Annotated in this window: 27 protein-coding genes and 2 tRNA genes; 12 read left to right on the top strand and 17 right to left on the bottom strand. The window is 69.6% G+C overall.

All coding sequences use genetic code 11. From position 1 onward, the window contains the following. Position 1 precedes the first annotated feature (1 nt). The 4 genes from KAK03_RS09825 to KAK03_RS09840 form a co-directional block, all read right to left on the bottom strand. A complete protein-coding gene (locus KAK03_RS09825; RefSeq protein ID WP_210853784.1) occupies positions 2–265 on the bottom strand; it encodes a hypothetical protein in 264 nt (87 codons plus the stop codon). 38 nt (positions 266–303) lie between these two features. Then, positions 304–924, bottom strand: coding sequence for a DUF6691 family protein (locus KAK03_RS09830; RefSeq protein ID WP_210853785.1), 621 nt, complete (start codon positions 922–924; stop codon positions 304–306). A 1-nt stretch (position 925) separates the two neighbouring features. Continuing rightward, complete coding sequence (locus KAK03_RS09835) at positions 926–1,459, bottom strand: YeeE/YedE thiosulfate transporter family protein (protein WP_247661060.1); 534 nt, start codon at positions 1,457–1,459, stop codon at positions 926–928. Positions 1,460–1,575: 116 nt separating this feature from the next. Further along, positions 1,576–1,884 carry a rhodanese-like domain-containing protein gene (locus tag KAK03_RS09840; protein ID WP_210853786.1) on the bottom strand — a complete coding sequence of 103 codons (309 nt, stop codon included), beginning with the start codon at positions 1,882–1,884 and terminating at the stop codon, positions 1,576–1,578. A gap of 79 nt (positions 1,885–1,963) precedes the next feature. Between KAK03_RS09840 and KAK03_RS09845 the strand changes: the two genes are divergently transcribed. The 8 genes from KAK03_RS09845 to soxB all read left to right on the top strand — a co-directional run bounded on the left by KAK03_RS09845 (position 1,964) and on the right by soxB (position 9,056). Further along, positions 1,964–2,290 carry an ArsR/SmtB family transcription factor gene (locus KAK03_RS09845; RefSeq protein ID WP_310738545.1) on the top strand — a complete coding sequence of 109 codons (327 nt, stop codon included), beginning with the start codon at positions 1,964–1,966 and terminating at the stop codon, positions 2,288–2,290. Next, positions 2,287–3,684: a sulfite dehydrogenase gene (gene soxC / locus KAK03_RS09850; protein WP_310738546.1), complete on the top strand. Its 1,398-nt coding sequence runs from the start codon at positions 2,287–2,289 to the stop codon at positions 3,682–3,684. Before KAK03_RS09845 ends, soxC begins: the two co-directional genes overlap by 4 nt. Further along, positions 3,668–4,801 (top strand): c-type cytochrome, encoded by a 1,134-nt coding sequence (locus KAK03_RS09855; protein ID WP_210853788.1) that lies wholly within the window; start codon positions 3,668–3,670, stop codon positions 4,799–4,801. Before soxC ends, KAK03_RS09855 begins: the two co-directional genes overlap by 17 nt. A 92-nt stretch (positions 4,802–4,893) precedes the next feature. Beyond that, positions 4,894–5,352 (top strand): thiosulfate oxidation carrier protein SoxY, encoded by a 459-nt coding sequence (gene soxY / locus KAK03_RS09860; protein WP_210853789.1) that lies wholly within the window; start codon positions 4,894–4,896, stop codon positions 5,350–5,352. 48 nt (positions 5,353–5,400) lie between these two features. Beyond that, a complete protein-coding gene (gene soxZ / locus KAK03_RS09865; protein WP_210853790.1) occupies positions 5,401–5,712 on the top strand; it encodes a thiosulfate oxidation carrier complex protein SoxZ in 312 nt (103 codons plus the stop codon). 30 nt (positions 5,713–5,742) lie between these two features. Further along, positions 5,743–6,564, top strand: a complete 822-nt coding sequence (soxA, locus tag KAK03_RS09870; RefSeq protein ID WP_210853791.1) for a sulfur oxidation c-type cytochrome SoxA — start codon at positions 5,743–5,745, stop codon at positions 6,562–6,564. A 19-nt stretch (positions 6,565–6,583) separates the two neighbouring features. Next, positions 6,584–7,237: a sulfur oxidation c-type cytochrome SoxX gene (gene soxX, locus KAK03_RS09875; protein WP_210853792.1), complete on the top strand. Its 654-nt coding sequence runs from the start codon at positions 6,584–6,586 to the stop codon at positions 7,235–7,237. A gap of 82 nt (positions 7,238–7,319) precedes the next feature. Then, complete coding sequence (gene soxB, locus KAK03_RS09880; RefSeq protein WP_210853793.1) at positions 7,320–9,056, top strand: thiosulfohydrolase SoxB; 1,737 nt, start codon at positions 7,320–7,322, stop codon at positions 9,054–9,056. Positions 9,057–9,061: 5 nt separating this feature from the next. On the opposite strand, the gene KAK03_RS09885 is transcribed toward soxB, so the two are convergent. From KAK03_RS09885 to KAK03_RS09895, 3 genes are all read right to left on the bottom strand, one after another. Continuing rightward, the gene (locus KAK03_RS09885; RefSeq protein WP_210853794.1) at positions 9,062–10,171 is read right to left on the bottom strand and encodes a YeeE/YedE family protein; all 1,110 of its coding nucleotides are present in this window, start codon (positions 10,169–10,171) and stop codon (positions 9,062–9,064) included. 106 nt (positions 10,172–10,277) lie between these two features. Beyond that, positions 10,278–11,549 carry an NAD(P)/FAD-dependent oxidoreductase gene (locus KAK03_RS09890; protein ID WP_210853843.1) on the bottom strand — a complete coding sequence of 424 codons (1,272 nt, stop codon included), beginning with the start codon at positions 11,547–11,549 and terminating at the stop codon, positions 10,278–10,280. 14 nt (positions 11,550–11,563) lie between these two features. Then, entirely contained in the window at positions 11,564–11,875 is a 312-nt protein-coding gene (locus KAK03_RS09895; protein WP_210853795.1) for a c-type cytochrome, read from the bottom strand. 213 nt (positions 11,876–12,088) lie between these two features. Between KAK03_RS09895 and KAK03_RS09900 the strand changes: the two genes are divergently transcribed. The 4 genes from KAK03_RS09900 to KAK03_RS09915 all read left to right on the top strand — a co-directional run bounded on the left by KAK03_RS09900 (position 12,089) and on the right by KAK03_RS09915 (position 14,301). Continuing rightward, the gene (locus tag KAK03_RS09900) at positions 12,089–12,967 is read left to right on the top strand and encodes an MBL fold metallo-hydrolase (RefSeq protein ID WP_210853844.1); all 879 of its coding nucleotides are present in this window, start codon (positions 12,089–12,091) and stop codon (positions 12,965–12,967) included. Continuing rightward, on the top strand, positions 12,964–13,488 hold the full coding sequence (locus KAK03_RS09905) for a TlpA disulfide reductase family protein (RefSeq protein ID WP_210853796.1): 525 nt from the start codon (positions 12,964–12,966) through the stop codon (positions 13,486–13,488). The genes KAK03_RS09900 and KAK03_RS09905 overlap by 4 nt, the downstream gene beginning before the upstream one ends. A gap of 9 nt (positions 13,489–13,497) precedes the next feature. Continuing rightward, positions 13,498–13,845 carry a hypothetical protein gene (locus KAK03_RS09910; protein ID WP_247661061.1) on the top strand — a complete coding sequence of 116 codons (348 nt, stop codon included), beginning with the start codon at positions 13,498–13,500 and terminating at the stop codon, positions 13,843–13,845. Positions 13,846–13,935: 90 nt separating this feature from the next. After that, on the top strand, positions 13,936–14,301 hold the full coding sequence (locus tag KAK03_RS09915) for an ArsR/SmtB family transcription factor (RefSeq protein ID WP_210853797.1): 366 nt from the start codon (positions 13,936–13,938) through the stop codon (positions 14,299–14,301). A 32-nt stretch (positions 14,302–14,333) separates the two neighbouring features. On the opposite strand, the gene KAK03_RS09920 is transcribed toward KAK03_RS09915, so the two are convergent. The 10 genes from KAK03_RS09920 to KAK03_RS09965 form a co-directional block, all read right to left on the bottom strand. Then, a complete protein-coding gene (locus KAK03_RS09920) occupies positions 14,334–14,624 on the bottom strand; it encodes a metal-sensing transcriptional repressor (protein ID WP_210853798.1) in 291 nt (96 codons plus the stop codon). 93 nt (positions 14,625–14,717) lie between these two features. Next, positions 14,718–14,942, bottom strand: a complete 225-nt coding sequence (locus tag KAK03_RS09925) for a YgaP family membrane protein (protein ID WP_210853799.1) — start codon at positions 14,940–14,942, stop codon at positions 14,718–14,720. 30 nt (positions 14,943–14,972) lie between these two features. After that, positions 14,973–16,250, bottom strand: coding sequence for an NAD(P)/FAD-dependent oxidoreductase (locus tag KAK03_RS09930; RefSeq protein WP_210853800.1), 1,278 nt, complete (start codon positions 16,248–16,250; stop codon positions 14,973–14,975). 34 nt (positions 16,251–16,284) lie between these two features. Continuing rightward, positions 16,285–19,509, bottom strand: a complete 3,225-nt coding sequence (locus KAK03_RS09935) for an efflux RND transporter permease subunit (protein WP_210853846.1) — start codon at positions 19,507–19,509, stop codon at positions 16,285–16,287. 41 nt (positions 19,510–19,550) lie between these two features. Then, positions 19,551–20,627: an efflux RND transporter periplasmic adaptor subunit gene (locus KAK03_RS09940; protein ID WP_210853801.1), complete on the bottom strand. Its 1,077-nt coding sequence runs from the start codon at positions 20,625–20,627 to the stop codon at positions 19,551–19,553. Between the two features lie 77 nt (positions 20,628–20,704). Next, on the bottom strand, positions 20,705–21,811 hold the full coding sequence (locus KAK03_RS09945; RefSeq protein ID WP_210853802.1) for a YeeE/YedE family protein: 1,107 nt from the start codon (positions 21,809–21,811) through the stop codon (positions 20,705–20,707). Positions 21,812–21,813: 2 nt separating this feature from the next. Then, positions 21,814–22,041, bottom strand: coding sequence for a sulfurtransferase TusA family protein (locus tag KAK03_RS09950; protein ID WP_210853803.1), 228 nt, complete (start codon positions 22,039–22,041; stop codon positions 21,814–21,816). Positions 22,042–22,183: 142 nt separating this feature from the next. After that, entirely contained in the window at positions 22,184–24,373 is a 2,190-nt protein-coding gene (locus tag KAK03_RS09955; RefSeq protein WP_210853804.1) for a C1 family peptidase, read from the bottom strand. A 122-nt stretch (positions 24,374–24,495) separates the two neighbouring features. Next, positions 24,496–24,571: transfer RNA gene (locus KAK03_RS09960), tRNA-Asn, on the bottom strand. A gap of 105 nt (positions 24,572–24,676) precedes the next feature. Continuing rightward, positions 24,677–24,752, bottom strand: a tRNA-Asn gene (locus KAK03_RS09965). Positions 24,753–24,765: the final 13 nt, after the last annotated feature.

Below are 24,765 nucleotides of genomic sequence, written 5' to 3' on the forward strand. Positions count from 1 at the left end.
CTCAGCCCTTCTTGGGGGCGCAGGGATTGGCCGGGCCGCAAGGGTTGTCGCCCGACTTCTTGCGCTTCCTGGCCGGGCCGCAGGGGTTGCTGGGGCCGCAAGGATTGGCCGCCTTGGCTGGCGCGGCGGACGAGGCGGACGAGGCGGACGAGGCGGCCGCCTTGGGCGCAGCCGCCGTGTCGGCCGCGCGGGCGGCCGGGGCCACCAGGCCGGCGGCCAGCATCAGCGCGGGAAGGGTTTGGGCAAGGGTCTTTCGACGCGACATGGGCACTCCTGGCGGGGATGAAAGGCGGGATTCGGGGGTCAGGTCCGGGTGAGTTCGTCGTCGGCGCCGGCCACCGCCTGTTCGGCGCTGACCGGGCCGCGGCCGCGGCGCTCCAGCCGGCCGCCGACGACGAAGACCGCCACCAGCGCGGCGGCCAGCAGGCCGAGCATCGCCAGGTCGGGCAGCCCGAAGGCATCGGCGAAGGTGTCGCCGCTGGGCAGTTCGCCCCAGCGGGTCAGCGATTCCAGCGAGTGGCCCCAGGCGGCGGCGAAGCCGAAGGTGCCCAGCACCAGGCCGGCAATGAAGAGCAGGGCATCGGCGCGGCCGGAGAACAGGCCCACGACCGAGGTGCCCGGGCAGTAACCGCCCACCGCAAAGCCAATGCCGACCAGTGCGCCACCCACTGCGGCCGCGCCCAGGTAGGCGGCGGGCACGTACAGCGCATCCTCGGCCAGCAGCCCGGTGATGCGCAGCAGCCACAGGCCCGCAGCGGCCACGACGATGGCGGTGAACATCACCTTGAAGACCGACCAGTCGTTCAGGCGGAACTGGGCGGTGAGCTTGCAGGGACTGCCGAAGCCGGCCCGCTCCAGCACCACCCCGAAGGCCAGACCACAGACCAGACCGGACCACATGCCGGCATCGTTCAGCGGCAGCATCTCAGATCCCCCGCACCAGCCGGCTGGCGAGCAGCCCGGCGGCAAAGAAGGTGGCCAGGAACACGAAGGCCGCCACAGCCAGGGTGGCGGCACCGGACAAGCCCAGGCCACTGGTGCAGCCCGCCGCGACGCGGGCCCCGACACCGGCGAGCGTGCCGCCCGCCAACGCTGTCAGCGCGCGACGGCCCAGGCCGATGCTGCGCAGACCATCCAGTTGCAGGCGAAAGCGTCCGGCCTGCCAGGCCGACAGGCCGGCACCCAGCGCCACGCCGAGGACCTGCCAGGTGATCCACGAGGGCAGGGGGTTGCCGTTCTCCAGCAGCGGACCCAGGTAGCCATTGGCCGCCGTCGCCTGCGGAGCGATCACGCCACCCAGCCAGGCGCTCAGACGGGTGGAGGCCCCGGTGGCGCCCAGCCCGTGGCCGGTGAGCACGAAGGTGAGCAGCAGCACCAGGCCGAGAACGATGCCGGCCAGCAGCGGGTTCCAGAAAGGGCGCATGGCGTGCGGTGGCTTGGCGGCAGGGACAGCGTTCATCGTGGCGGCTTGGCGTGATACCCAATGGGGTATGACATCATACCGGCCAGTGACGGCCCCATGTCAAGCCCGCGCCGACCCGCGGGCGGTTCGCAGGGCGACCTGTCTGGCCGCGATCAGCCTGCCCGCAGCGGGCGCTGCAGACCTGTCGCCAGCTGGGCCATGGCGCCTCCGTTCATGGCCTGGCGGTAGCCCATCTGGCTCAGCACCGCGCAGGCAAAGGCCGATCGTGCCCCCGAGGCGCAGTAGACGATCAGTGGCTGCGCGAGGTCGGGCAGCAGGCGTGGCGCGGCGTGCTGGAGCTGGTCCAGCGGGAGGTGCAGTGCGCCGTCGATGTGGCCGCCGGCGAACTCGGCGGGCGTGCGGACGTCGAGCAGCACGGGCGGGGGTGCGGCGGTGTGGTCGTCAGGGTCGGCAGTGCGCATGTCTCAGTGTTTCCACCAGTTTCGTGTCAGGAACATTCACATAATATCTGCATGTGCTTATATCTCAATAGGCAGATTTGTGGATTCTTCTGAAGAGGACCGGGTGTTCGAACGCGCAGCAGAGCTGTTTGCCCTGCTGTCGACGCCGGTGCGCCTGCGGATCGTCCACGACCTGATGGGCGGAGAACGCACCGTGAGCCAGTTGATCGAGAGCGTGGGCGCCAGCCAGCCCAACCTGTCGCAGCACCTGGCCACCCTGTACCGCTGCGGCCTGCTGAGCCGACGCCGCGACGGCGTGCACATGCTCTACCGGATCGCCGGCGACCGCCTGGCGGCCCTGACCCAGTGGCTTGAGGCCCAGGCGGCGTCGCGCCCCCGGGGCCGCGAACCCAAGGAGACACCGTGACCCAAGACGATCGCATCCGTCTGCAACCCTTCCCCGCCGGGGGGCGGCTGCTGAAGGCGCCCGAGAACTTCCTCGATGCGCAAGGCATCCGCACCGTCTGGGCCGAGGCCAGGCAGGGGCGCCGCCATTTCATCCGCAGCGCTTTTGCGGCCGCGGCCGGCGCCAGCGCCGCTGGCGTCGCCCAGGCCACCTCGAACCCGGTGCCGGCCAGCGGGGGCGATGACAACATCCTGAACCTGCCCACCCACGCCACCACGCTGGGTGAGGGCGTGGCCACGCAGCCTTACGGCCTGCCGTCGAAGTTCGAGGCCAACGTGGCCCGCCGCCAGAGCCCGGGCCTGTCGCAGACCACCCAGGCTTCGGTCGCCTTCGCGCCGCTGCAGTCGCTGTTCGGCATCGTCACGCCCAGCGGCCTGCACTTCGAGCGCCACCATCAGGGCTGGTACGACATCGATCCGTCCAGGCACCGCCTGATGGTGCATGGCGCCGACGAGAAACTGGTCAGCAAGCCGCACGTCTTCACGATGGATGAGCTGATGCGGCTGCCCTCGGTGTCGCGCTTCCATTTCATCGAATGCGGCGCCAACACCTCGATCGAGTGGGGCAACGTGGCGGTGCCCACCGCGCAGTACACCCACGGCATGCTGTCGTGCAGCGAGTTCACCGGCGTGCCGCTGAAGCTGGTGCTGGACATGTGCGGTGTCGACGCCAGGCGCGGCCGCTTCGTGCTGGCCGAGGGCGGTGACGGCTCGGCGATGACCCGCACCATCCCGATGTCGCTGATCGAGGGCGGCGAGGTGCTGCTGGCCTGGGGCCAGAACGGCGAGATGCTGCGCCCCCAGCAGGGCTACCCGCTGCGCCTGGTGGTGCCGGGGGTGCAGGGCGTCAGCTGGGTCAAGTACCTGCGGCGCATCAAGGTGGGCGACCAGCCCTTCGGCACCAAGGACGAGGTGCTGGGCTACACCGACCTGATGCCCGACGGCACGCACCGCCAGTACAGCAGCCTGATGGAGGTCAAGAGCGTGGTCACCACGCCCTCGGGCGGCCAGGTGCTGCTGGACAAGGGCTTCTACAACATCAGCGGCCTGGCCTGGTCGGGCCGCGGCAAGATCAAGCGGGTCGACGTGTCGGTGGACGGTGGGCGCAACTGGCGCGAGGCGCGCCTGGAGACGCCGGTGATGTCGAAGTGCCTGACCCGCTTCAACCTCGACTGGGTCTGGGACGGCCAGCCCGCGCTGATCCAGAGCCGGGCCACCGACGAGACCGGCCACACCCAGGCCACCTACCGCCAACTGCGCGCGGTGCGCGGCACCCGCTCGATCTACCACAACAACGCCATCCAGACCTGGCTGGTCGAGGCCAATGGTGAGGTGAAGAATGTCCAGCTGTCGTGATCTGCGTTCCGGTGTCGCCGCGCTGGCCCTGGCCCTGGGCCTGGCGGCGCTGGCCCACGGCGCCAGCACCCCGGCGCCACCCAAGCCCGACGGCGGCCTGGCGCCGATGTCCAGCGGCCTCTACAACGGCATCGGCCGCCCGGCCACCGAGCGGGAAATCGCCGCCTGGAACATCGACGTGCGCCCCGACCTGCAGGGCCTGCCCAAGGGGTCGGGGTCGGTCGCCCAGGGCCAGGACATCTGGGAATCCAAGTGCGCCGCCTGCCATGGCGTCTTTGGCGAGTCGCGCGAGTTCTTCAGCCCCATCGTCGGCGGCACCACCAAGGACGATGTCAAGACCGGCCGGGTGGCCCGCCTGCTCGACGAGGCCTACCCCGAGCGCACGGCGATGATGAAGCTCAGCTCGGTCTCCACCCTGTTCGACTTCATCAACCGGGCGATGCCCTGGAACGCGCCGAAGTCCCTGAAGACCGACGAGGTCTATGCGGTCGTGGCCTACATCCTGAACCTGGCCTACGTGCTGCCGGATGATTACGTGCTGTCGGACCGCAACATGGCCGAGGTGCAGAAGCTCATCCCCAACCGCAACGGCATGCAGACCCGCCATGGCCTGTGGCCGGGCAAGGAACTCGGTCACGGCAAGCCCGATGTGCAAGGATCGGCCTGCATGAAGGACTGTGCCACCGAGGTCAAGGTCGCGTCGCTGCTGCCTGAGTTCGCCCGCAACGCGCACGGCAACCTGGCCGATCAGCAGCGCATCGTCGGCGCGCAGCTGGGCGCCGACACCACCAGGCCGTCTGGGGCGCCTCGGGCGGCCGCGACGGCCGCAGCGAGCCCGGCGCCGGCCGCGGCGGCGACGCCAGCGCCGGCGATCGCGCTGCTCAGCAAGCACGGCTGCGTGGCCTGCCATGGCGTGGAGAACAAGATCGTCGGTCCGTCGCTGCGCGACGTGGCTGCGCGGCACGGCTCGCGGGCCGACGCCGTGGACTACCTGAGCGGCAAGATCCGCTCGGGCGGCGCAGGGCAATGGGGGGCGATCCCGATGCCTGCGCAGACCCTGTCGGAGAATGATGCCCAGAGCATTGCCCAATGGCTGGCGGCCGGCGCCAAGAAATGAGTCGACCACCAGGGTCGACCGTCCTTTCAACCCTCGGGCTGGCGGCACCGGACAGCACCCGACACCCTCTGTTTCCATCCAAGGAGAAATCCATGATCCATCGTCGTGACATGCTGGCGCACAGCGCCACCGTCGCCGGTCTGCTGGCCACCGCCGGTCTGGTCCCCACGGCAGCCCGCGCCAACTGGAACCAGCCGGCCTTCGATGCCAAGTCGATGGCCGAGGCCGTCAAGTCGCTGGGTGGCGCCGCGCCCACCGAGAGCAAGGACGTGGTGCTGACCGGCCCCGACATCGCCGAGAACGGCGCCGTGGTGCCGGTGGGTGCATCCACCAACCTGCCCGGTGTGAAGCGCCTGGCCATCCTGATCGAGAAGAACCCGTCGGCCCTGGCGGCGGTCTTCGAGGTCAGCGACGCGATCGACGCCAACATCGCCACCCGTGTGAAGATGGGCCAGTCGTCCAATGTGTACGCCGTGGCCATGATGGCCGACGGCAAGGTGCTCTACGCGACCAAGGAAATCAAGGTCACGCTCGGCGGCTGCGGCGGCTGATCGACAGTCCCCCTTCCACCGAATCCAAGCAATCCAGGAGAACACACCATGGCAGATCCGATGCGCATCCGCGCCCAGTCCGCTGGCGACAAGACCACTGTGCGCGTGCTGATGAGTCACGAAATGGAAACCGGCCAGCGCAAGGACAGCGCCGGCAAGGTGATCCCCGCCTGGTTCATCCAGGAAGTCAGCGCCACCCTGAACGGCAAGCCGGTGCTCAGCGCCCAGTGGGGCCCGTCGGTGTCGAAGAACCCCTTCCTGCAGTTCAGCGTCAAGGGCGCCAAGGCCGGTGACAAGGTGGCCGTCACCTGGACCGACAACAAGGGCGACAAGCGTACTGACGAAGCCACCGTGTCCTGAGCCGCGCAACCGCGCGCGACCCTTCCATCCATGCCCCCAGGAGACACCGTGTCCCACACGATCCGCTTGAGCCTCGCGGCCCTGGCACTGGCGCTGGGCGCCGGCGCCCAGGCCCAGAAGTCGGCCGCCGACGGCATCGCCGAATACCGTGCCATGCTGGCCGACGGCAATCCCGCCGAGCTGTTCGAAGCCAAGGGTGAAGACCTCTGGAAGAAGGCTCGCGGCCCGAAGAACGCGTCGCTCGAGCGGTGTGACCTGGGCAAGGGGCCGGGCGTCATCAAGGGCGCCTGGGTGGAGCTGCCGCGCTGGTTCGCCGACACCGGCCGCGTGCAGGACCTGGAGTCGCGCCTGCTGACCTGCATGGAGACCCTCCAGGGGCTGGACGCCAAGGCGATAGCAGCCACGCCCTTTGGCAAGGGCGAGCAGGCCAACATGGAGGCGCTGGCGGCCTACATCTCGGCCGAGTCGCGCGGCCTGAAGATGAACCTGCCGCAGGCCCATGCCGAAGAGAAGCGCATGTACGCGATGGGCCGCAAGGCCTTCTTCTTCCGCGGCGGGCCGATGGATTTCGCCTGCGCCACCTGCCACGGCGAGGCCGGCAAGCGCATCCGCCTGCAGGACCTGCCCGATCTGCGCGGCAACCCCGGTGATGGGGTCGGCTTCGCGGCCTGGCCGGCCTACCGCGTCTCCAGCGGCGAGATGTGGAGCATGCAGCGCCGCCTGAACGACTGCTACCGCCAGCAGCGCTTCCCGTACCCGGGCTTCGCCTCCGAGGTGACGATCGCCCTGGGCGTGTACATGGGCGTGAACGCCAAGGGTGCCGAGTCGATCGCACCGGCGATCAAGCGCTGATCCTGCTGGAGAGTCCCCGATGAAGCATTCCTCCTCCCTGCTGGCCGCCGCTGCCGCCGCTGCCGTCTTCGCCCTGGCGGGTTGTGCCAGCGGCCCCAGCCCGGCCGAGTTGCAGGCGCAGTTCAGTGCGATGCTGAAGTCCTCGTTCCGCGACGAGGGCATCGCCAAGCTCGACAGGCTGGAGCAGGACGCCGGTCAGGCCGCCTGCTCCACCGGCCAGGCGCCCACGCCTGAGCAGGCCAAGGCCATCGAGGCCGAAGCCCTGGCGACGATCAAGCCACCCAGCGACGGCGCCTACCTGGGCGACTGGCGCGAAGGCGAGAAGCTGGCCCAGAACGGCCGTGGCATGACCTGGACCGACAAGTCGGCCGACCCATCGGCCAACGGCGCCAACTGCTACAACTGCCACCAGATCAGCAAGGCCGAGATCTCGTACGGCACGATCGGCCCCAGCCTGTACCAGTTCGGCAAGCTGCGCGGCGTGGCCAACCCGACCGCCCCGGAGGCGCAGGCGATGGTGCAGTACACCTGGGGCAAGCTCAACAATGCCTGGGCCTACAACGCCTGCTCCAACATGCCGCGCTTCGGGCACAAGAAGCTGCTGAACGAGCAGCAACTCAAGCACCTGATGGCGCTGCTGCTCGACCCCGCCTCGCCGGTGAACGCGCAGTAGGCCGCCCCCGGTTTTTTCCGTGTCGTCGTCGTCCGCGCACCACCCTCGGGGTGCGCGGGCTCCTTCCTTGGAAGCTTCCCCGATGAATATCAGTAAGCGCGAATTCATGCAGGTGCTCAGCGCGGCCTCGGTGGCCGGCATGGGCCTGGGCCGATGGTCCGAGGCCGACGCGGCCACGGCGCAGAAGGGCCTGTACGACGTGCCCCGGTTTGGCAACGTCTCGTTCCTGCACATGACCGACTGCCATGCGCAGCTGATGCCGATCCGCTTCCGCGAACCCAGCGTGAACCTGGGCATCGGCGGCATGAAGGGCCAACTGCCGCACCTGGTGGGCGAGCATCTGCTGAAGACCCTTGGTGCGCGTCCGGACACCGACCTGTCGCACGCCTTCACCTGCCTCGATTTCGAGAAGGCCTCGCGCCGCTACGGCAAGGTCGGCGGCTTTGCCCACCTGGCCACGCTGGTCAGGCAGCTCAAGGCCAGCCGCCCGGGCGCGCTGCTGCTCGATGGCGGCGACACCTGGCAGGGTTCGGCCACCTCGCTGTGGACCAACGCCCAGGACATGGTCGACGCCTGCAAGCTGCTGGGCGTGGACGTGATGACCGGCCACTGGGAGTTCACCTACGGCATGGAGCGCGTCCAGGAGATCGTCAACAAGGACTTCAAGGGCCAGGTCGACTTCGTCGCGCAGAACATCAAGACCACCGACTTCGGCGACCCCGTCTTCAAGCCCTATGTGATCCGCGAGATCAATGGCGTGCCCTGCGCCATCATCGGCCAGGCCTTCCCCTACACGCCGATCGCCAACCCGCGCTACATGGTGGCCGACTGGAGCTTCGGCATCCAGGACGAGAACATGCAGGCCATGGTGGACGAAGCCCGCGGCAAGGGGGCGCAGGTGGTGGTGGTGGTCAGCCACAACGGCATGGATGTGGATCTGAAGATGGCCAGCCGGGTGCGCGGCATCGACGCCATCTTCGGCGGCCACACGCATGACGGGGTGCCGGTGGCCATTCCCGTGAAGAACGCCGGCGGCACCACGCTGGTCACCAATGCGGGCTCGAACAGCAAGTTCCTCGGCCTGATGGACTTCGACGTCAAGGGCGGCAAGGTGGTGGACTTCCGCTACCGCCTGCTGCCGGTGTTCGCCAACCAGCTGCAGGCCGATCCGGCGATGGCGGCGCTGATCAAGAAGATTCGCGATCCCTACGAGGCCAAGCTGAACGAGAAGCTCGCCGTCACCGAAGGCCTGCTGTACCGCCGCGGCAATTTCAACGGCAGCTGGGACCAGCTGATCGTCGATGCGCTGATCGACGTGCAGGGCGCCGATCTGGCCTTCTCGCCGGGCTTCCGCTGGGGCACCTCGCTGCTGCCGGGCGAGACCATCACGCGCGAGCTGATGATGGACCAGCTGGCCATCACCTACCCCTACGCCACCCTCACCGAGATGCGTGGCGAGATGATCAAGACGGTGCTGGAAGACGTCTGCGACAACCTGTTCAACCCCGACCCCTACTACCAGCAGGGCGGCGACATGGTGCGCGTGGGCGGCCTCACCTACACCTGCACCCCGGGCGCGGCGATGGGCAGCCGCATCAGCGACATGCGCCTGAAGGGCAAGCCGATCGACGCCGGCAAGACCTACAAGGTGGCCGGCTGGGCGCCGGTGGCCGAGGAAGCGCGCACTGCGCCCGGCAACAAGCCGGTGTGGGACGTGGTCGAAACCTGGCTGAAGTCGCAGGGCGGCCGCGTCAAGCCGCGGGCCATCAACACGCCGTCGCTGGTCGGCGTGCAGGGCAACCCGGGGATGGTGGCCTGACCGGGTCAGGGCCGCGGGTAGCTCTCGCTGCCGGTGGCCAGGGTCGGCGCCGCGGGCAGCACATCGCGCGGTCGGTCCAGCAGGTGATCGACCACGGTGCCCGCGGCCCAGATGCTGCACAGCGTGACCCAGGAGGTCAGCGCAAAGACCGCGGCCCCTGACACGCCGGCACCCACCGCACAACCGCCGGCCAGCATGCCGCCAAAGCCCATCAGCATGGCGCCGGCGATGTAGCGGCGCATGGACTGGCCATCCTTGAAGCCCTCCAGCGTCCACTCGCGCCACAGCAGGGCCGACACCAGGGAGCCCAGGGCCACGCCCGGTACCAGACCCAGGTCGAATTTCAGCGCGTGGCCGGGTGGCGAGAGCACCAGCATCAGGGTGTCGGCGGCCGGGCCGGTGAAGGACAGGCTCTGCACCGGGATCACCAGATCAAAGGCCTGGCGCGACAGGGCCCAGGTGGTCAGCCAGGCCACGGCCACCATCAGGCCCACGCCGATCGCGCCGAACCAGCCCCAGAAGCGCACCTGCTGGCGCCAGGCCCACACCAGTGCCGCCAGCAGCCACACGCCACCGAAGACGACGCCGATCGTGTGGTTCCAGCCCAGCCAGGCCAGCAGGTCACGGGCCGAGCCGCCTTCGATGGTCCACCATCCGGCGATCTCCAGGCGCAGCGGTGACATCAGACCCGACAGCGCCGATTGCGCCGTCACGGCGAACACCAGGCCCGAGAGCAGGGCACGCAGGTTGCCCTGTGCCGCCAGCACCAGCAGGCGGCTGGAGCAGCCGCGCGCCAGGATCATGCCGGCACCGAACATCGCACCGCCCACGATGGCGCCGGACAGGCTGCCGCGGGCGGAGAGCTGACGGGCATCGCTGACATCCAGCCAGCCGGCCAGGATGAAGGCCTGGGTGGCGATGACGGCGGTGGAGAAGGTGAACAGCCAGACGGTCAGCTTGCCCTCGCGGGTGCCGCGCGAAAACTCGATCACCGCCGAGCGCATGCAAAAGCGCGAGCGGTGGGCGAAGAAGCCGAACAGCACGCCGATGGCCGCGCCGGCCAGCGTGATGGCCCACATCTCGCCCACCTGGGCGATCAGGGATTCGAGGAACATGGCGGGCTCGTCCGGCGGCGCATCCGTGTGTGCTGATGCGGCGATGATGAGCCCGTGACCCTGCCCGGCCCTTGACCTTGGTCAGGCCCGGGCACCGCGGCCGCCGTCAACCGAGCACGTCGGCCCAGATGTTCTTCGCCCAGGCCTCGGCGTAGCGGCCTTCCAGGTCGGAGCGCACATCGGAGACGCCGCCCGAGCCGCCAATCGTGAAGAAGCTCTTCTTCGGCGCCTGGTACTCGTGCACGCTGGCCACGTGGATCACGTGGGTGGCGTCGACATAGCTCATGCAGACGTTGGTCAGCATCGGGTGCGGGTTGACTTCCATGCCCTGCAGCTCGGCCACGATGGCGGCGGCGGTGACCTTGGCGTGCGAGTTGGCCATGTGGCCGGACTTGGGCATGCCCTGGGCCACCTGGATCGCGTCGCCGATGACATGGATGTCCTTGGCGGCCGTCGACTCGAAGGTCAGGAAGTTGGTGTGGCACCAGCGGCCGTTGGCGTTGGCCAGACCGGTGTCCACCGCCAGCTTGCCGGCACGCATCACCGGCAGCACGTTCAGCACGTCGGCCTTGACGTCGTCCTGCACGTCAAACTTCAGCGTGCGGCTCTTGCCGTCCACCGACACCGCCTTGTGCTGCGGCCGGTACTCCACCATCGGGCCGTAGATCTCGGCCCAGGCCTTCTTGAACAGCGGGCCCTTGGAGGTCACGTCCTGGTTGGCGTCCAGGATCAGCACCTTGGACCGCGGCTTGTGCTGCTTGAGGTAGGCCGCCACCACGCTGGCGCGCTCGTAGGGGCCGGGGGGGCAGCGGTAGGGCGCCTCGGGGATGCTGATGGCGAACACGCCGCCGTCGCGCATCGACTCGAGCTGCCGGCGCAGTGCCATGGTCTCGGGGCCGGCCTTCCAGGCGTGCAGCACGTCGCCCGCGGCGTGGGCGGCCTGCAGGCCCTCGATCTGCTCCCACATGAAGTCGATGCCGGGGGCCAGCACCAGCTTGTCATAGCTCACCGAGCCACCAGAAGCCAGGGTCGCGGTCTTCCTGGCCGGATCGACCGAGGCCACCCTGTCCTGCACCACGCGCACGCCATGCCTGCTGGACAGGCCGGTGTAGGGGTTGGTGATGTCGGCCATGGTCTTCATGCCGGCGATCACCAGGTTGGACACCGGGCAGGAGACAAAGGCCGCGCTGGGCTCGACCATCATCACGTCGATGCTGTAATCGGACAGCAGGCGGATGTACTTGGACACCGTTGCGCCACCGTAGCCACCGCCCACCACCAGCACCTTGGCCTTGTTCGCCGAGCCGACCGACGCGCAGCCGGCCACGCCCAGTGCGCTGCCAGCCACCAGGCCGGCCAGGAGTTGTCTGCGTTGCATCATGAGCACCTCCCTCAGGGCTTCTGCTTGGAGAAATAGACCGCCAGGGTCTCGAGCTGCTCCTGCGAGTAGCCCCTGGTGATCTGGTGCATGATGGTGGCGGGCCGCTGGCCGCTGCGGAAGGCCATCAGCTGGCTCAGGATGTAGTCCTGCGGCAGCCCGGCGAGCTTGATCAGGGCTTCGCCCTGGACGGCGTGGCCGTCGGTGCCATGGCAGTGGGCGCAGGTGGCTGCCAGCGAGCGGGTGCGCAGCGTCGTGGGGTCCTTGGCGACAGCCGGCACCGCCAGCATCAGCAGCAGGGCCGCCAACAGGGGGCGTGGGGTCATGGGTGTTGTCTCCGGGGGCAGGGGGCCGCACGCGGGGCTTGGCGCGCATGCGGTGTCGGACTTATAGTGTCCGAAATATCATTGATTGCTGATGTGGTGTTATCCCTGAAGTCGTCACGTCGCTACTTTCTGGCGGGCTGCGGCTGCAGCGCGGCCCTGGGCTGGCTGCCGCGCAGCCTGCGCGCCCAGGGGGCGCCGGCCGTCACCGTCGAGATGGCGCCGCAGCGGGTGGCCGAGGGCGTCTACTACGTGCAGGGCGAGTCGGCGCTCGGCTCGTCGGCCAATCAGAACTTCATCTCGAATGCCGGCTTCGTGATCACGGCCGACAGCGTCGTGGTGATCGATGCGCTGGGCTCGCCACCGCTGGCGCAGCGTCTGCTGGCGCAGATCCGCACGATCACGCCGCTGCCGGTGCGGCACGTGCTGGTCACCCACTACCACGCCGACCACATCTACGGCCTGCAGGTCTTCCAGGCGGCGGGAGCGAGCATCATCGCCCAGGCGCGCGCCCGCGAGTACCTGGCATCCGACACCGCCCGGCTGCGCCTGCAGTCCAGCCGCGAGGAGATGTTCCCCTGGGTCGACGAACACACCCGGCTGGTGCCGGCCGATCGATGGCTGGGGCTGGATGGCAGCCTGCGCGAGGAAGTGCTGGACATCGGGGGCACGCGCTTCGTGCTGCGGCCGGTCGGGCCGTCGCACACGCCCGAGGACCTGGTCATCTCGGTGCCGCAGCGCGGCGTGCTGTTCTCCGGCGACCTGTTGTTCCGCGGGCGTGTGCCCTTTGTCGGCCAGGCCGACAGCGCAGGCTGGATCAAGGCCCTGGACGGCATGCTGGCGGCGCAGCCCACGGTGGTGGTGCCGGGGCATGGGCCGGCGTCCACCGAGCCCCGCGCCGACATGCAGCTCACGCGGGACTACCTGGTCTACCTGCGCGAGCGCATGGGCGAGGCCGCCCGCAACATGGACCCCTTCGACGAGGCCTACCGCGCCACCGACTGGAGCCGCTTCGAGAAGCTGCCGCTTTTCCAGGCCGCCAACCGCATGAACGCCTACAACACCTACCTGCTGATGGAGTCCAGCCAGCGATGAACGCCGTGCCGGCCCGTCGTCGCCTGGGCCTGCTGCTGGCGCTGGCCGCCACCGGCCTGGCCGGCGCCGCACCGGCCCGGGCGCTGCAGCGCGGCGACAGGCTGGTGCCGCCACCGCTGCCGCTGCTCGACGGGCGGCTGCTGCGTCCGCAGGATTGGGCGGGACAGGCCTGGGTGCTGAGCTTCTTCACCCTTGACTGCCCCTACTGCCAGCGCCACAACGCACGCCTGGATACGCTGTCACGGCGCATGGCCGGTCAGGGTCTGCAGGTGCTGGGCGTGACCCAGGATCAACCCGAGGCGGTGCGCGAACACCTGCAGCGCCACGGCCTGGGTTTCGCCGCCACCGCGCAGGGGGCGACACTGCGCGCGCTGGTCACCGCCCGCCGCATCGTGCCCTTCACCGCGGTGATCGACGGCCAGGGGGTGGTGCGCGAGCTGATCCCCGGCGAAATGAGCGACGATGACGTACAGGGTCTGGCGCACTGGGCCCAGCCGTCCGGCGCCAGCGGACCCCTTTGAGGAGACCTCATGCCGCGATTCTTCCCGGCCCTGCTGGCCATCGCCGCTGTCGGCAGTCTGGCGCTGACACTGGTGCGCGCCGCCGAGCCGGCGGTCCCGGAGATCTTCAAGGAGGCGGACCTGGCCCTTGGCGCGAAGCTGATCGCCGAGCACCGCTGCACCGAGTGCCACACCCGCCACATGGGGGGCAGCGGGGGCGAGGACATTTACAACCCCCAGGGCCGGATCCGCGACGCCGGCGCGCTGCGCGGCATGGTGGAGGGCTGCAACACCCAGCTCAAGCTGCAGATGTTCCCCGAGGAAGTGACCGCGGTGGCGGCGGTCCTGAACCAGCGGCATTACCGGTTCATCCGCTGAGGGAAGGGTCCCGTGGGTGGCTTGGCGCTGGCTGCATGCGCGCATCAGTGCATACCGATACAATGACGCTCAACTGCCCTCGGACCCGCCATGTCACAGGATCCCAGCCTCCACGCCGACACGGTGTTTGACTCCGTGGCGGAGCTGTTCTCGCTGCTGTCGACGCCGGTGCGCCTGAAGATCATCAGCGCCCTGTGCAACGGCGAGAAGAACGTGTCCCAGCTGCTCGAGGAAATCGAGACCACGCAGCCCAACATGTCGCAGCACCTGGCCACCCTGTACCGGGCCGGCGTGGTGGGCAAACGGCGCGACAGCACCCAGATCTACTACCGCCTGCAGAGCGAACGCGTGGCCACCTTGTGCCGGGCGGTGTGCACCCAGGTGGCCAGCGAGATGGATCCGGACAGCGCGGTCGACCCGGATCAGCGGCTGCGCCCGGCCCAGGGTGTGCGCTGAGCGTCGACGCCGAGGGCCGCCGCTAACGGCCGTCAGCGCACCTTGCCCAGCAGGGTCTGCACCTCTTCCAGCACCTCGGTCAGCTGCTTGCGGTTCTTGGCGCTGTCGCCCAGCCGGTTGCCGAGTTCCTGCTCCATGAAGCACACCGTCATGCGCACATAGGTGCTGTCCAGCGCCTTGCGCACCGCCGCCATCTGGCTGGCGATGTCCAGGCAGGGCTGGCCCTCCTCGATCATGCGCTGGATGCCGCGCAACTGCCCTTCGGCGCGCTTGAGGCGGTTGAGCAGGTCGGTGCGGTTCTTCTCGTCGGTCAGCTGGGACATGGCACACAGCTCCAGCGATGGAGCCTGGGAGGTGGTCACGGCCGCCATTGTCGTCGCTTCCGAAAGAAGGTGTCAGGGGCAGGGCTGGAGGGCTCAGCGCGGGCAGGCGGCCGCCGATTCGGGCACGCCGGCCTTGCGCAGGAACCAGACCATCGGGCAGACGTTGGTGAAGCCGAACTGCAGCAGGTTCAGGCCGACAAAGGCGGTGAAGGCCAGGGCCCAGCGGCTGACGAACAGCGGGCTGCCCTCGACGCCCAGCGCCAGTGACAGCAGGATGAAGGTGCCGGCGATCACGCGGATCCAGCGTTCGATGGTCATGGAAAGCTCCTTGGAATGACGAATGGGGGGTCAGCGGTCGGTGAGCCGCACGATGCCCAGGGCCTTGAGCACGTACTTCTCGTAGACCGGCTCCGAGTTGCCGGATTTCATCTTGGACAGGAAGTACTTCTCGAAGGCGATCTTGGCCAGGTGCACCCACTTGCCCTTCTTGAACCAGTTGACGTTGCGCGGCGGGATCTGCGGCAGGGCCACGAAGGCGGCGCCGGTGTCGCCCATGTCGGCCAGGCAGATCGCGTTCCAGGTGCCCTGGGCGGTGACCGGGCGGCCGGCCAGCTCGTCGGCGATGTTGTGGGCGATGGCCGAGACCATGGTCTCGATCATGTAGCCGGTCTTGGGTGCACCGGTGGGCACCGGCGTGGTTTCCACCGGGGGGATGGCCACGCACACGCCGGCCGAGAAGATGTTGCGGTAGGCCTTGCTGCGCTGGAACTCGTCGATGAGGACGAAGCCGCGCGGGTTGCACAGCCCGGGCACCGCCGCCACCGCGTCCACGCCCTTGAAGGCGGGCAGCATCATCGCCAGCTTGAAGGGCACCTCGTGTTCCTTGTAGACGTTGCCCAGGCCGTCGACCTCGGTGGTGAACAGCCTGCCGGCCTCGACCTTGGTGGTCCTGGCATTGCAGATCCACTTGATGTCGTGGTTGCGCAGCTCGCTCTCGAGCATGCTCTTGCTGTCGCCCACGCCGCCCAGGCCCAGGTGGCCGATGTAGGGCTCGCTGGTCACATAGGTCATCGGCACCTTGTGGCGCAGCTTGCGCTTGCGCAGGTCGGCGTCGACGATGAAGGCGAACTCGTAGGCCGGGCCGAAGCAACTGGCCATGGGCATGGCGCCCACCACGATCGGGCCGGGGTTCTTCAGGAAGGCCTCGTAGTCGCGCCAGAAGGCCTGGGCGTGGTCGACCGAGCAGACCGAGTGCGTATGACCGCCATGCGGGCCGGCGCCCGGCACCTCGTCGAAGCTGAGCTTCGGGCCGGTGGTGATCACCAGGTAGTCGTAGCTCAGCGACTGGCCATCGGCCAGCGTCAGCGTGTTGCCCGGGGCGTCGATCGTGGTGACCGCTTGCGGGATGAAGGCGATGCCCTTCCTGGCCAGCAATGGGCCCACTTCGAGCACGATGTCGTCGCGCTGGCGCCAGCCCACCGCCACCCAGGGATTGGACGGCACGAACTGGAAGTAGCTCACCGCACTGACGACGGTGATCTGGTGCTCCTTGGGCAGCAGTTCGCGCAGCTCATAGGCGGCGGGCATGCCGCCGATGCCGGCGCCCATGATGACGATGTGGGCCATGGTGTCTTGTCTCCGGAAGGCGTGAAGGGACCGCTCAGGTGGCGGCTTGGGGGACGTGTCGGCCTTGATAGACCGCGAAATAGAGCACCGGGATCACGACCAGCGTCAGCAGCGTCGAGACCAGGATGCCGAAGATCAGCGACACGGCCAGACCATTGAAGATCGGGTCGTCGAGGATGAAGAAGGCGCCGATCATGGCGGCCAGCGCGGTCAGCGCGATCGGCTGTGCGCGCACCCGGGCCGACTCGGCCACCGCGCGGGCGAAGGGCACGCCCTGGGCCACCTGCAGCTCGATGAAGTCGACCAGCAGGATCGAGTTGCGCACGATGATGCCGGCCAGCGCGATCATGCCGATCATGCTGGTGGCGGTGAACTGCGCGCCCAGCAGCGCATGGCCGGGCATCACGCCGATGATGGTCAGCGGGATCGGCGCCATGATGATCAGCGGCGTCAGGTAGCTGCGGAACTGCGCCACCACCAGCAGGTAGATCAGGATCAGGCCCACGCCATAGGCGGCGCCCATGTCGCGGAAGGTCTCGTAGGTGACCTGCCATTCGCCGTCCCACTTGATCGCATAGCCGCGGAAGGGGTCGGAGGGCTGGCGGATCCAGTACTCGGCAACGCCGCCGGTGCCCTCCAGCGCGGCCTGGGCCAGGTGGGGGCGGATGCCGAACAGGCCGTACAGCGGTGAATCGAGCCGACCGGCCATGTCGCCAAACACATAGCTCACGCCCTGCAGGTCCTTGGTGAACAGCGGCTTGTCGATCACGCCGCGCTGCACCTGCACCAGTTCTGACAAGGGCACCAGCTGCCCGTTGCCGGCGCGCAGCGGCAGCGCCAGCAGGGCGTCCAGGCCCACCTGGGCGCTGCGCGGCAGTTGCAGGCGCACGGGAACCGGGTACTTGCTGGCGCCGTCCTCGTGCAGCCAGGCGGCATCGGCCCCGGACAGGGCGGCCTGCACCGTCTGCGCCACCACGGCCACCGGAATGCCCAGCGCCTCGGCGCGCTGGCGGCGGATGCGCAGGAAGGCGCGCGGGGCGTTCTCCTCCAGCGTCGTCTCGATGCCGACGATGTCGGGCGTGGCACGGAAGGCCTGGGCCACGCGCGCGGCCAGGGCTTGGCGGCCGGCCTCGTCGGGGCCGTAGACCTCGGCCACCAGCGGGCTCATCACCGGGGGGCCCGGCGGGACCTCGACCACCTGGATGCGCGCGCCGTGCGCGGCGGCGATCTTCTCCAGCGCCGGACGCAGGCGCTGGGCGATCGCGTGGCTCTTGTCGCTGCGGTGGTGCTTGTCGACCAGGTTGACCTGCAGGTCGCCCTGTTCGGCGTCGGCGCGCAGGTAGTACTGGCGCACCAGGCCGTTGAAGGTGATCGGGCTGGCGGTGCCGGCGTAGGCCTGCAGGTCGGTGACCTCGGGCTGGATGGCCAGGAAGGCGCCCATGTCCTGCAGCGCGGCGGCCGTGGTCTCCAGCGGCGTGCCGGCGGGCATCTCCACCACCACCTGGAACTCCGACTTGTTGTCGAAGGGCAGCATCTTCAGCACCACCCACTGCACCAGGGCCAGACCGACCGACAGCACCAGCGCGCCGACGATGCCGACCACCAGCAGCCAGCGCTTGCGGGCACTGGCCAGCAGCGGCTCCAGCAGGGCGGCGAAGACGCCACCGAGCCGGGCACCGACGCCCACGGGTGCGAGGGCGGCATGGTCGCCGTGGTGCGGCTTCATCAGCTTGAGCGCCAGCCAGGGCGTCACGGTGAAGGCGATCGCCAGCGACAGCGCCATGCCCATGCTGGCGTTGATGGGTATCGGGCTCATGTACGGCCCCATCAGTCCGCTGACGAAGGCCATCGGCAGCAGCGCGGCGATCACGGTCAGCGTGGCCAGGATGGTCGGGCCGCCGACCTCGTCCACCGCACCGGGGATGATCTCGCGCAGGCTGCGGCCGGGGAACAGCTGCTGGTGGCGGTGGATGTTCTCGACCACCACGATCGCGTCATCGACCAGGATGCCGATCGAGAAGATCAGCGCGAACAGCGACACCCGGTTGAGCGTGAAGCCCCAGGCCCAGGAGGCGAACAGGGTGGCCGTCAGCGTCAGGATCACCGCGGCGCCGACGATCACCGCCTCGCGCCGGCCCAGGGCCACGCCCACCAGCAGGATCACCGACGCGGTGGCGAAGGCCAGCTTCTGGATCAGCTTGTTGGCCTTCTCGGCCGCGGTCTCGCCGTAGTTGCGGGTGACGCTGACCTCGATGCCTTCGGGAATGACCGTGCCCTTGAGCTCGTCCAGGCGGGCCAAGGTGGCCGCGGCCACATCCACCGCGTTCATGCCGGGCTTCTTGGTCACGGTCAGCGTCAGCGCCGGCAGCGCCTGGCCAGCCCCCGGCGCCGAGGCGCCCTGGGCGGCGCCCGGCAGGTGCCACACCAGATGGCCGGGCTGGGCGGCGCCGTCGCGCACCTGGGCCACCTCACGCAGGTAGACCGGCTTGCCGGCGTGGGTGCCGACCACCACGTCGGCGACATCCTCGGCCGAGCGCAGGAACTCGCCGGTCTGCACCGCCAGCAGACGATCCTCACCGGCCTGCGCCACCTGGCCGGCCGGCATCGACAGGTTGGCCGCGGACAGCGTGTCGCGCAGCCGCTGCAGGTCGACACCGCGCTCGCGCAGGCGGGAGGGATCGAGTTCAACCACCACCGCGCGGCCAGGGCTGCCGATGGTCTGCACCTCACGGCTGCCGGGCACGCGCTTGAGTTCGGCTTCCAGCGTGTGGGCCACACGCTGCAGTTCCAGCGCCGGGCGGGCGTCGGCCGACCACAGCGTGACGGCCAGCACCGGCACGTCGTCGATGCCCTTGGGCCGCACGATCGGGGTCATCGTGCCCAGGCCGGCGGGCAGCCAGTCCTGGTTGGCGTTGAGCACGTCGTACAGGCGCACCAGCGCCTCGGTGCGCGGCACGCCCACCTTGAACTGCACCGTCAGCACGGCCACGCCGGGACGGGCGACCGAATAGGTGTGCTCGATGCCGGCGATCTGCGACAGCGCCTGCTCGGCCGGGCGGGCCACCATCGCCTGCACATCGGCCGCGCTGGCCCCCGGGAACGGGATCAGCACATTGGCCATCGTGACGTTGATCTGCGGCTCTTCCTCGCGCGGCGTGACCAGCACGGCGAACAGGCCCAGCAGCAGCGCCACCAGCGCCAGCAGCGGCGTGATCGCGTTGGCCTGGAAGGCCGCGGCCAGGCGGCCGGAAATGCCCATGGGTGCGTCGGCGGGTCGGGGATCGGTCACGGCGGCGGTCCTCAGCGTGCGGCGGGCGTGGCGTCGGCCAGGCCGGCGCGCACCGCATCGGCCGCGATCTGCTCGCCTGCCTTCAGGCCCGCCAGCACCTCGACCTGTTGGCCCTGGCGGCTGCCCAGGCGCACGGCGCGCAGCACGAAGCGCTGGTCGCGCAGCACATAGACGGCTTCCAGCTCACCCCGCTGCAGCACCGCCGCGGCCGGAATGAGGAGCGCACGCGTCGTGGGCTCAGTCGGGGCGCCGTCAAAGCGCACGCTGACGCTCTGGCCCGGCGTGGCCTGGGCAGAGGCCGGCAGGTCCAGGCGCCACTCGACGGTCTGCGAGACCGGGTCGGTGGTGGGCAATTCGGTGCTGCGCAGCGGCGTGACCCACTGCCCGTCAGGCAGTTGCACCTGCCGGCCGCTGGCCTGGCGGGCGGCCGCGGAGCGCGAGGCCGGCACCTGGACCACCGCGCGCAGCGCGCCGGGGGCGTACAGCGTCAGGATCGGCCGACCCGGCGCCGCCAGGTCGCCGGTGTCCAGGTGGGTGGCCAGCACCACGCCGTCAAACGGCGCGGTGATGGTGCTGAAGTCGCGTGCCAGCGCGGCCTGGCGGCGGCCGCCCTGGGCGGCCTGCAGCCCGGCCTGGGCGGACTTGAGCTGGGTTTCGGCCACGTCCAGTGCGGCCTGGCTGACAAATCCCTTGGCGCGCAGGTCGCGGGTGCGTTCGGCCTGGACCTGGGCATTGCGCAGTTCCGCTTCGGCCTGCAGCACGCCGCCTTCGCTGCGGCTGAGCGCGGCGGCCGGTTCACGGTCGTCGATGCGGGCCAGCCACTGGCCGGCCTTGACCCGGTCGCCGGCCTTGACGCCCAGCGCCAGCACGTTGCCGGAGGCCTGGGCCGCCACCGTGGCCTGGCGCAGCGCCTCGATCGTGGCGGACATCTCCAGGCTGCGGCCGGCGCTGGCCGCGCTGAGCTGGATCACCGGCACCGGGGTGGCGGCGATCGCGGCCCCGGTGAGCAGACCGGTCAGGCCCAGACCCAGTGCAGGCAGCAGGCGGCGACGGAGCCGGCTTGGAACGGCGGTGTTCTTGATACCCATATGGGTATCGTATCAGATACACCGTAGGGTATCAAACCCCTGGTTGTCCTCAGGTCAAACCCGAGGGTGGCGGGACCTCAGTCCCGCTCGGCCCGCCACAGCAGGAACTTCAGCGTCGTCACCGCACCGGCGATGATGCCGGCCAGCGCCAGGAAGGAGCCGATGGCCAGCGTGGACACGCCGCTGAGCCCCTGGCCCACGGTGCAGCCCAGCGCCGTCACGCCACCAAAGCCCATCAGCACCGCACCCGCCAGCTGCTGGCGCAGGTCATCGAGCGATGCAAAGCCCTCCCAGCGGAAGCGTCCGGTGGCCAGCGACACCGCCGCCGCACCCAGCACCACGCCCAGCACGCTGGCGATGCCGAAGCTGATCTTCAGCGACTGGTCGGTCCAGCGCTGCAACAGCTCCAGGCCATAGGCCAGCGGACCGACAAAGCTCATCGACTCCATCGCGCGTGAATTGGTGGCGAAGTAAGCCATCTCCAGCGTTTCGGGGTTCTCGCCAAAGCCCAGGTGGCCGCTGACGTACCAGCCCGCCACCACGCAGGCGCCGATCACGGTGCCGCCCAGGACCTGCCAGCCCTGGCTGCGGAAGCGCCGGTCCGCAAACACCCAGACCAGCAGCGCCAGCACCAGCACGCCGGTGGTGGCCAGGGCGGCCGGCTGCGGCGCCAGGCCCGTGGCCTGCTGCAGCAGATTCGGCAGGCCCTGGTCCTTCCAGCCCAGCGCGGCCAGGTCCAGCGCCACGGGGTCCAGCCACTGTGCGCGCCACTGCGCGAACAGACCCTTGAGCGCCAGGCTCGCCGACACCGCCAGCACCAGCAGCACCACCAGCGAACGCAGACTGCCGCTGCCGGCGCGCAGCAGGTTCTTGTTGGCGCAGCCGCCCGCCAGGGTCATGCCCACGCCGAACAGCACACCACCCACCAGCAAGGACAGCCAGGGCAGGCGGGGCCGCATCGCCACCGCCTGGGTCAGGTCGATCAGGCCCGCCTGTGACAGCGCTGCCGTGCCGGCCATGGCCACCGCCATGGCCAGCGCCCACATGCGCATGCGGCCCCAGTGGCCCATGTTGACGATGTCGGACAAGGCCCCCATGGTGCAGAAGTTGCTGCGCTGCGCGGCCGCGCCCAGCACCATGGCGCACACCAGACCGCCCAGAACGACCGTGCTCTCGATCGACATGCTCAACCCTTGCGCAGGAAGAACACGAAGCGGTCGCCTTCGCTGCGCTGCTCCAGCAGGGGATTGCCGGTCTGTTCGGCGAAGGTGGGGATGTCGTCCAGCGAGCCCGGGTCGGTGGTGGACACGCGCAGCACCTGGCCGCTGGCCATGCCGGCCAGCGACTTGCGGGTCTTCACGATGGGCAGCGGGCAGGCGAGTCCGCAGGCGTCGAGGTCCTGGTCAAAATGCATCGGTGGGTATCCTGTCTTCGGTGGGGCGTGGATCGGCGGGCCGCGGGCGGCAGCCTCGATTGTCGGGCACGCGCCCGCCCGATCGCTGCGTGGGGCCGCCGCCGCCGACAGACCCACCGGCCGGGGCGAGCCTCTCGGGGCGTCAGTAGTCCAGCCGCTCCACCTTCACCGCCACGGGCGCCTGGGGCGACACGATCGCCCCCAGCGCCTGGGCGTAGATGTCCACCGCATTGTCGAAGCAGCCATGCGAGGCCGCGATGCCCTTGACACCGTTGGACACGCTGGGCTTGCTCAACACCTGTGGCTGGCCCTGACCCAGGCTGCTCCAGAAGGCCTGCCAGTCCAGCACCTCCTGGCGGCGGTCCTGCGACCACAGGTCGGCGGCCAGCGAGCCGGGGTCGAAGGCCTTGGCCATGCCCAGGATCGGCATCTTGTGCACGTCCTCGAAGGCCCGGCTGACCAGGTACAGCAGCGACTTGCGGTAGGGACCGACGCTGTCGTTCAGTTCATTGGCGTCCGACAGCGCATGGATCGCCAGCCGGTCGGCGGCCAGCGTGCCGCGCTGCACCGCCGGGCGGTAGTGGTCCAGTGCAAAGCGCAGCGTGCAGGCGGGGGCGAACAGGCGCAGGCTGGCGGCCTTCAGACCGGCCTCGTGCAGGCGATCCAGCATGGCGCCCAGCACGATCGAGCCGGCGGAGTGGCCCAGCAGGTGGATCTCGAGCTTGGGGATCTGCGCCTTCAGCGCCTGCAACTGCGCCACCATCAGCCGCACGCCGCCCTGGGCGTCGTTGCTGGCGCGTTCGGCGTTGAGCTTCATCTGGCCCCACATCGCGCCGCCGGGGCCGCGCAGCGCGGGCTCGAGCATGCGGTCGGTGGTTTCGCTGAGCCGGTCCAGCCAGCCGCGCGCCGGTGCGCCGCCGCGGCTGCCCAGGCCGAAGCGGGCCATCTGCTCCTCGACCAGGTCGGAGATGGTCTCCATCGGGCCCGAGCGCCAACTGATGAACAGCGGGTAGATGCCGTTGGCCAGTGCGTAAGGGGCCATCACGCGGATGCGGGTGATCGAGTCGGCTTCGCTGTTGAGGCCGCCGTGGGCATAGACCATCAGCTTGACGCTGCCCTGCGCCTTCAGCCAGGCCAGCGGCCGGGTCAGCACGGCGGTCTGCAGCGCGCTGGCGGCGCTGTCGGCGGTGATGTCGTTGCGCACCGGAAAGCCGCGGTCCAGCACCAGGGTGTGGCGATAGGCCTGGTCGGCGTCCAGCGGCTGGTGGGCGCGGTTGCGCAGGCCCTGGTAGCGGCGCATCAGCGCGTCGTCGGCGCCCACCAGGCCGGCGGGCCGCTCGTTGGCGGCGGCGGTGGCGCCGGTGCCGGTGGGCACCAGGAAGCGCGGCGCGCGGCGGGCCGGGGCGGTGCCGGCCGCCGGCTTGGACCTGGCACCGCGCCTGGCGGGCGCTGCGGCGGGCGCGGACGCCAGACGCGGCACGCCCAGCGTGAAGACCCAGGCGTCGCTGGCGTGCAGCACCCAGTCCTCGTAGGGCAGCAACGCAAAGCCGTGCGAGCCCCAGTCGGCACCCCAGGAGTTCTGCACCACGAAGCCGTCGGTGTTGTAGCCGACCAGCGCGAAGGCATGGCCGCCGGCGTCCTTGGGCCGGGCGACGGTGCGGATGCGCACCAGGTCGGCGTGGCTGGTCAGGGTCTTGCGGCTGGGCACGGCCCAGCCCTCATGCACCGTGGCCGAGACATAGACCACGCCGTTCTCGCTCAGCGCGGCCTGCAGGTCGACCACTGATCGCACGTCCACCCGGTAGTACACGCCCAGGGTGCAGGCCAGCGCGTCGACGTCCCAGTTGCGCTCGGGGTCGTCGGCGCGCTTGGGGTCTTCCTGCGGTGAGAGGCGGCGGCCCTGCGGGTCGGTGCCGTGTGGCCACAGGTCGGCGCGGCACACGCCGTGGCGGTGCCAGCCCTTGAGCGCGCCACGGCAGCTGGAGCCTTCGTAGTCTTCGCCGGGCCACTCGTCGTACAGGCGGGCCAGCTGGTAGAGCATCGCCGGACTGACCTGCCGTGGCGACGGGCCATGACCGCCCAGGCCGCGGATGAACAGCTGGTAGTTGATTGCCGCCGCCAGGCCGAAGCCGGTGCAGGCACCTTCCTCGCCCTGGTCCAGGATCATCGGCGCGTAGCGCGGCAGCAGCTCGCGCACATCGGCATCGCCGGGCCACTGCATGGGCAGGTTGCCCAGCGGCGGCAGGTAGGCGCGGTCACGCAGGTCCAGGCGGTCGGGGCGGGCGTCGAGCGACACGGCGCGCTGGCCGATCTGCACGTTCTTGGTGGGCATGGCGGTCTCCCGGTGGCGTGGGCCGATGCTAGGCCGATCGCCGGGACAGGGCCACTCTGATGCCTTGGGGAGGCGGATCCCAAGAAAAAGCCCGTCGTGGTGACACGACGGGCTGGGCAGTCTGGCTCCCCGACCTGGGCTCGAACCAGGGACCTACGGATTAACAGTCCGGCGCTCTACCGACTGAGCTATCGGGGAAGGGATCTTGGATGTCGGCCGGTGCATACGGTGGCACACCGGCGTCTTGATCATGACCTGCAGCACGCCAACCTGGGCAACTGCCAAGGCAGCTGTGGATACGGTTGGCTCCCCGACCTGGGCTCGAACCAGGGACCTACGGATTAACAGTCCGGCGCTCTACCGACTGAGCTATCGGGGAACAGGTAAGCCTG

It is taken from the genome of Ideonella alba, from assembly GCF_018069845.1.
Classification (GTDB): Bacteria; Pseudomonadota; Gammaproteobacteria; order Burkholderiales; family Burkholderiaceae_C; genus Ideonella; species Ideonella alba.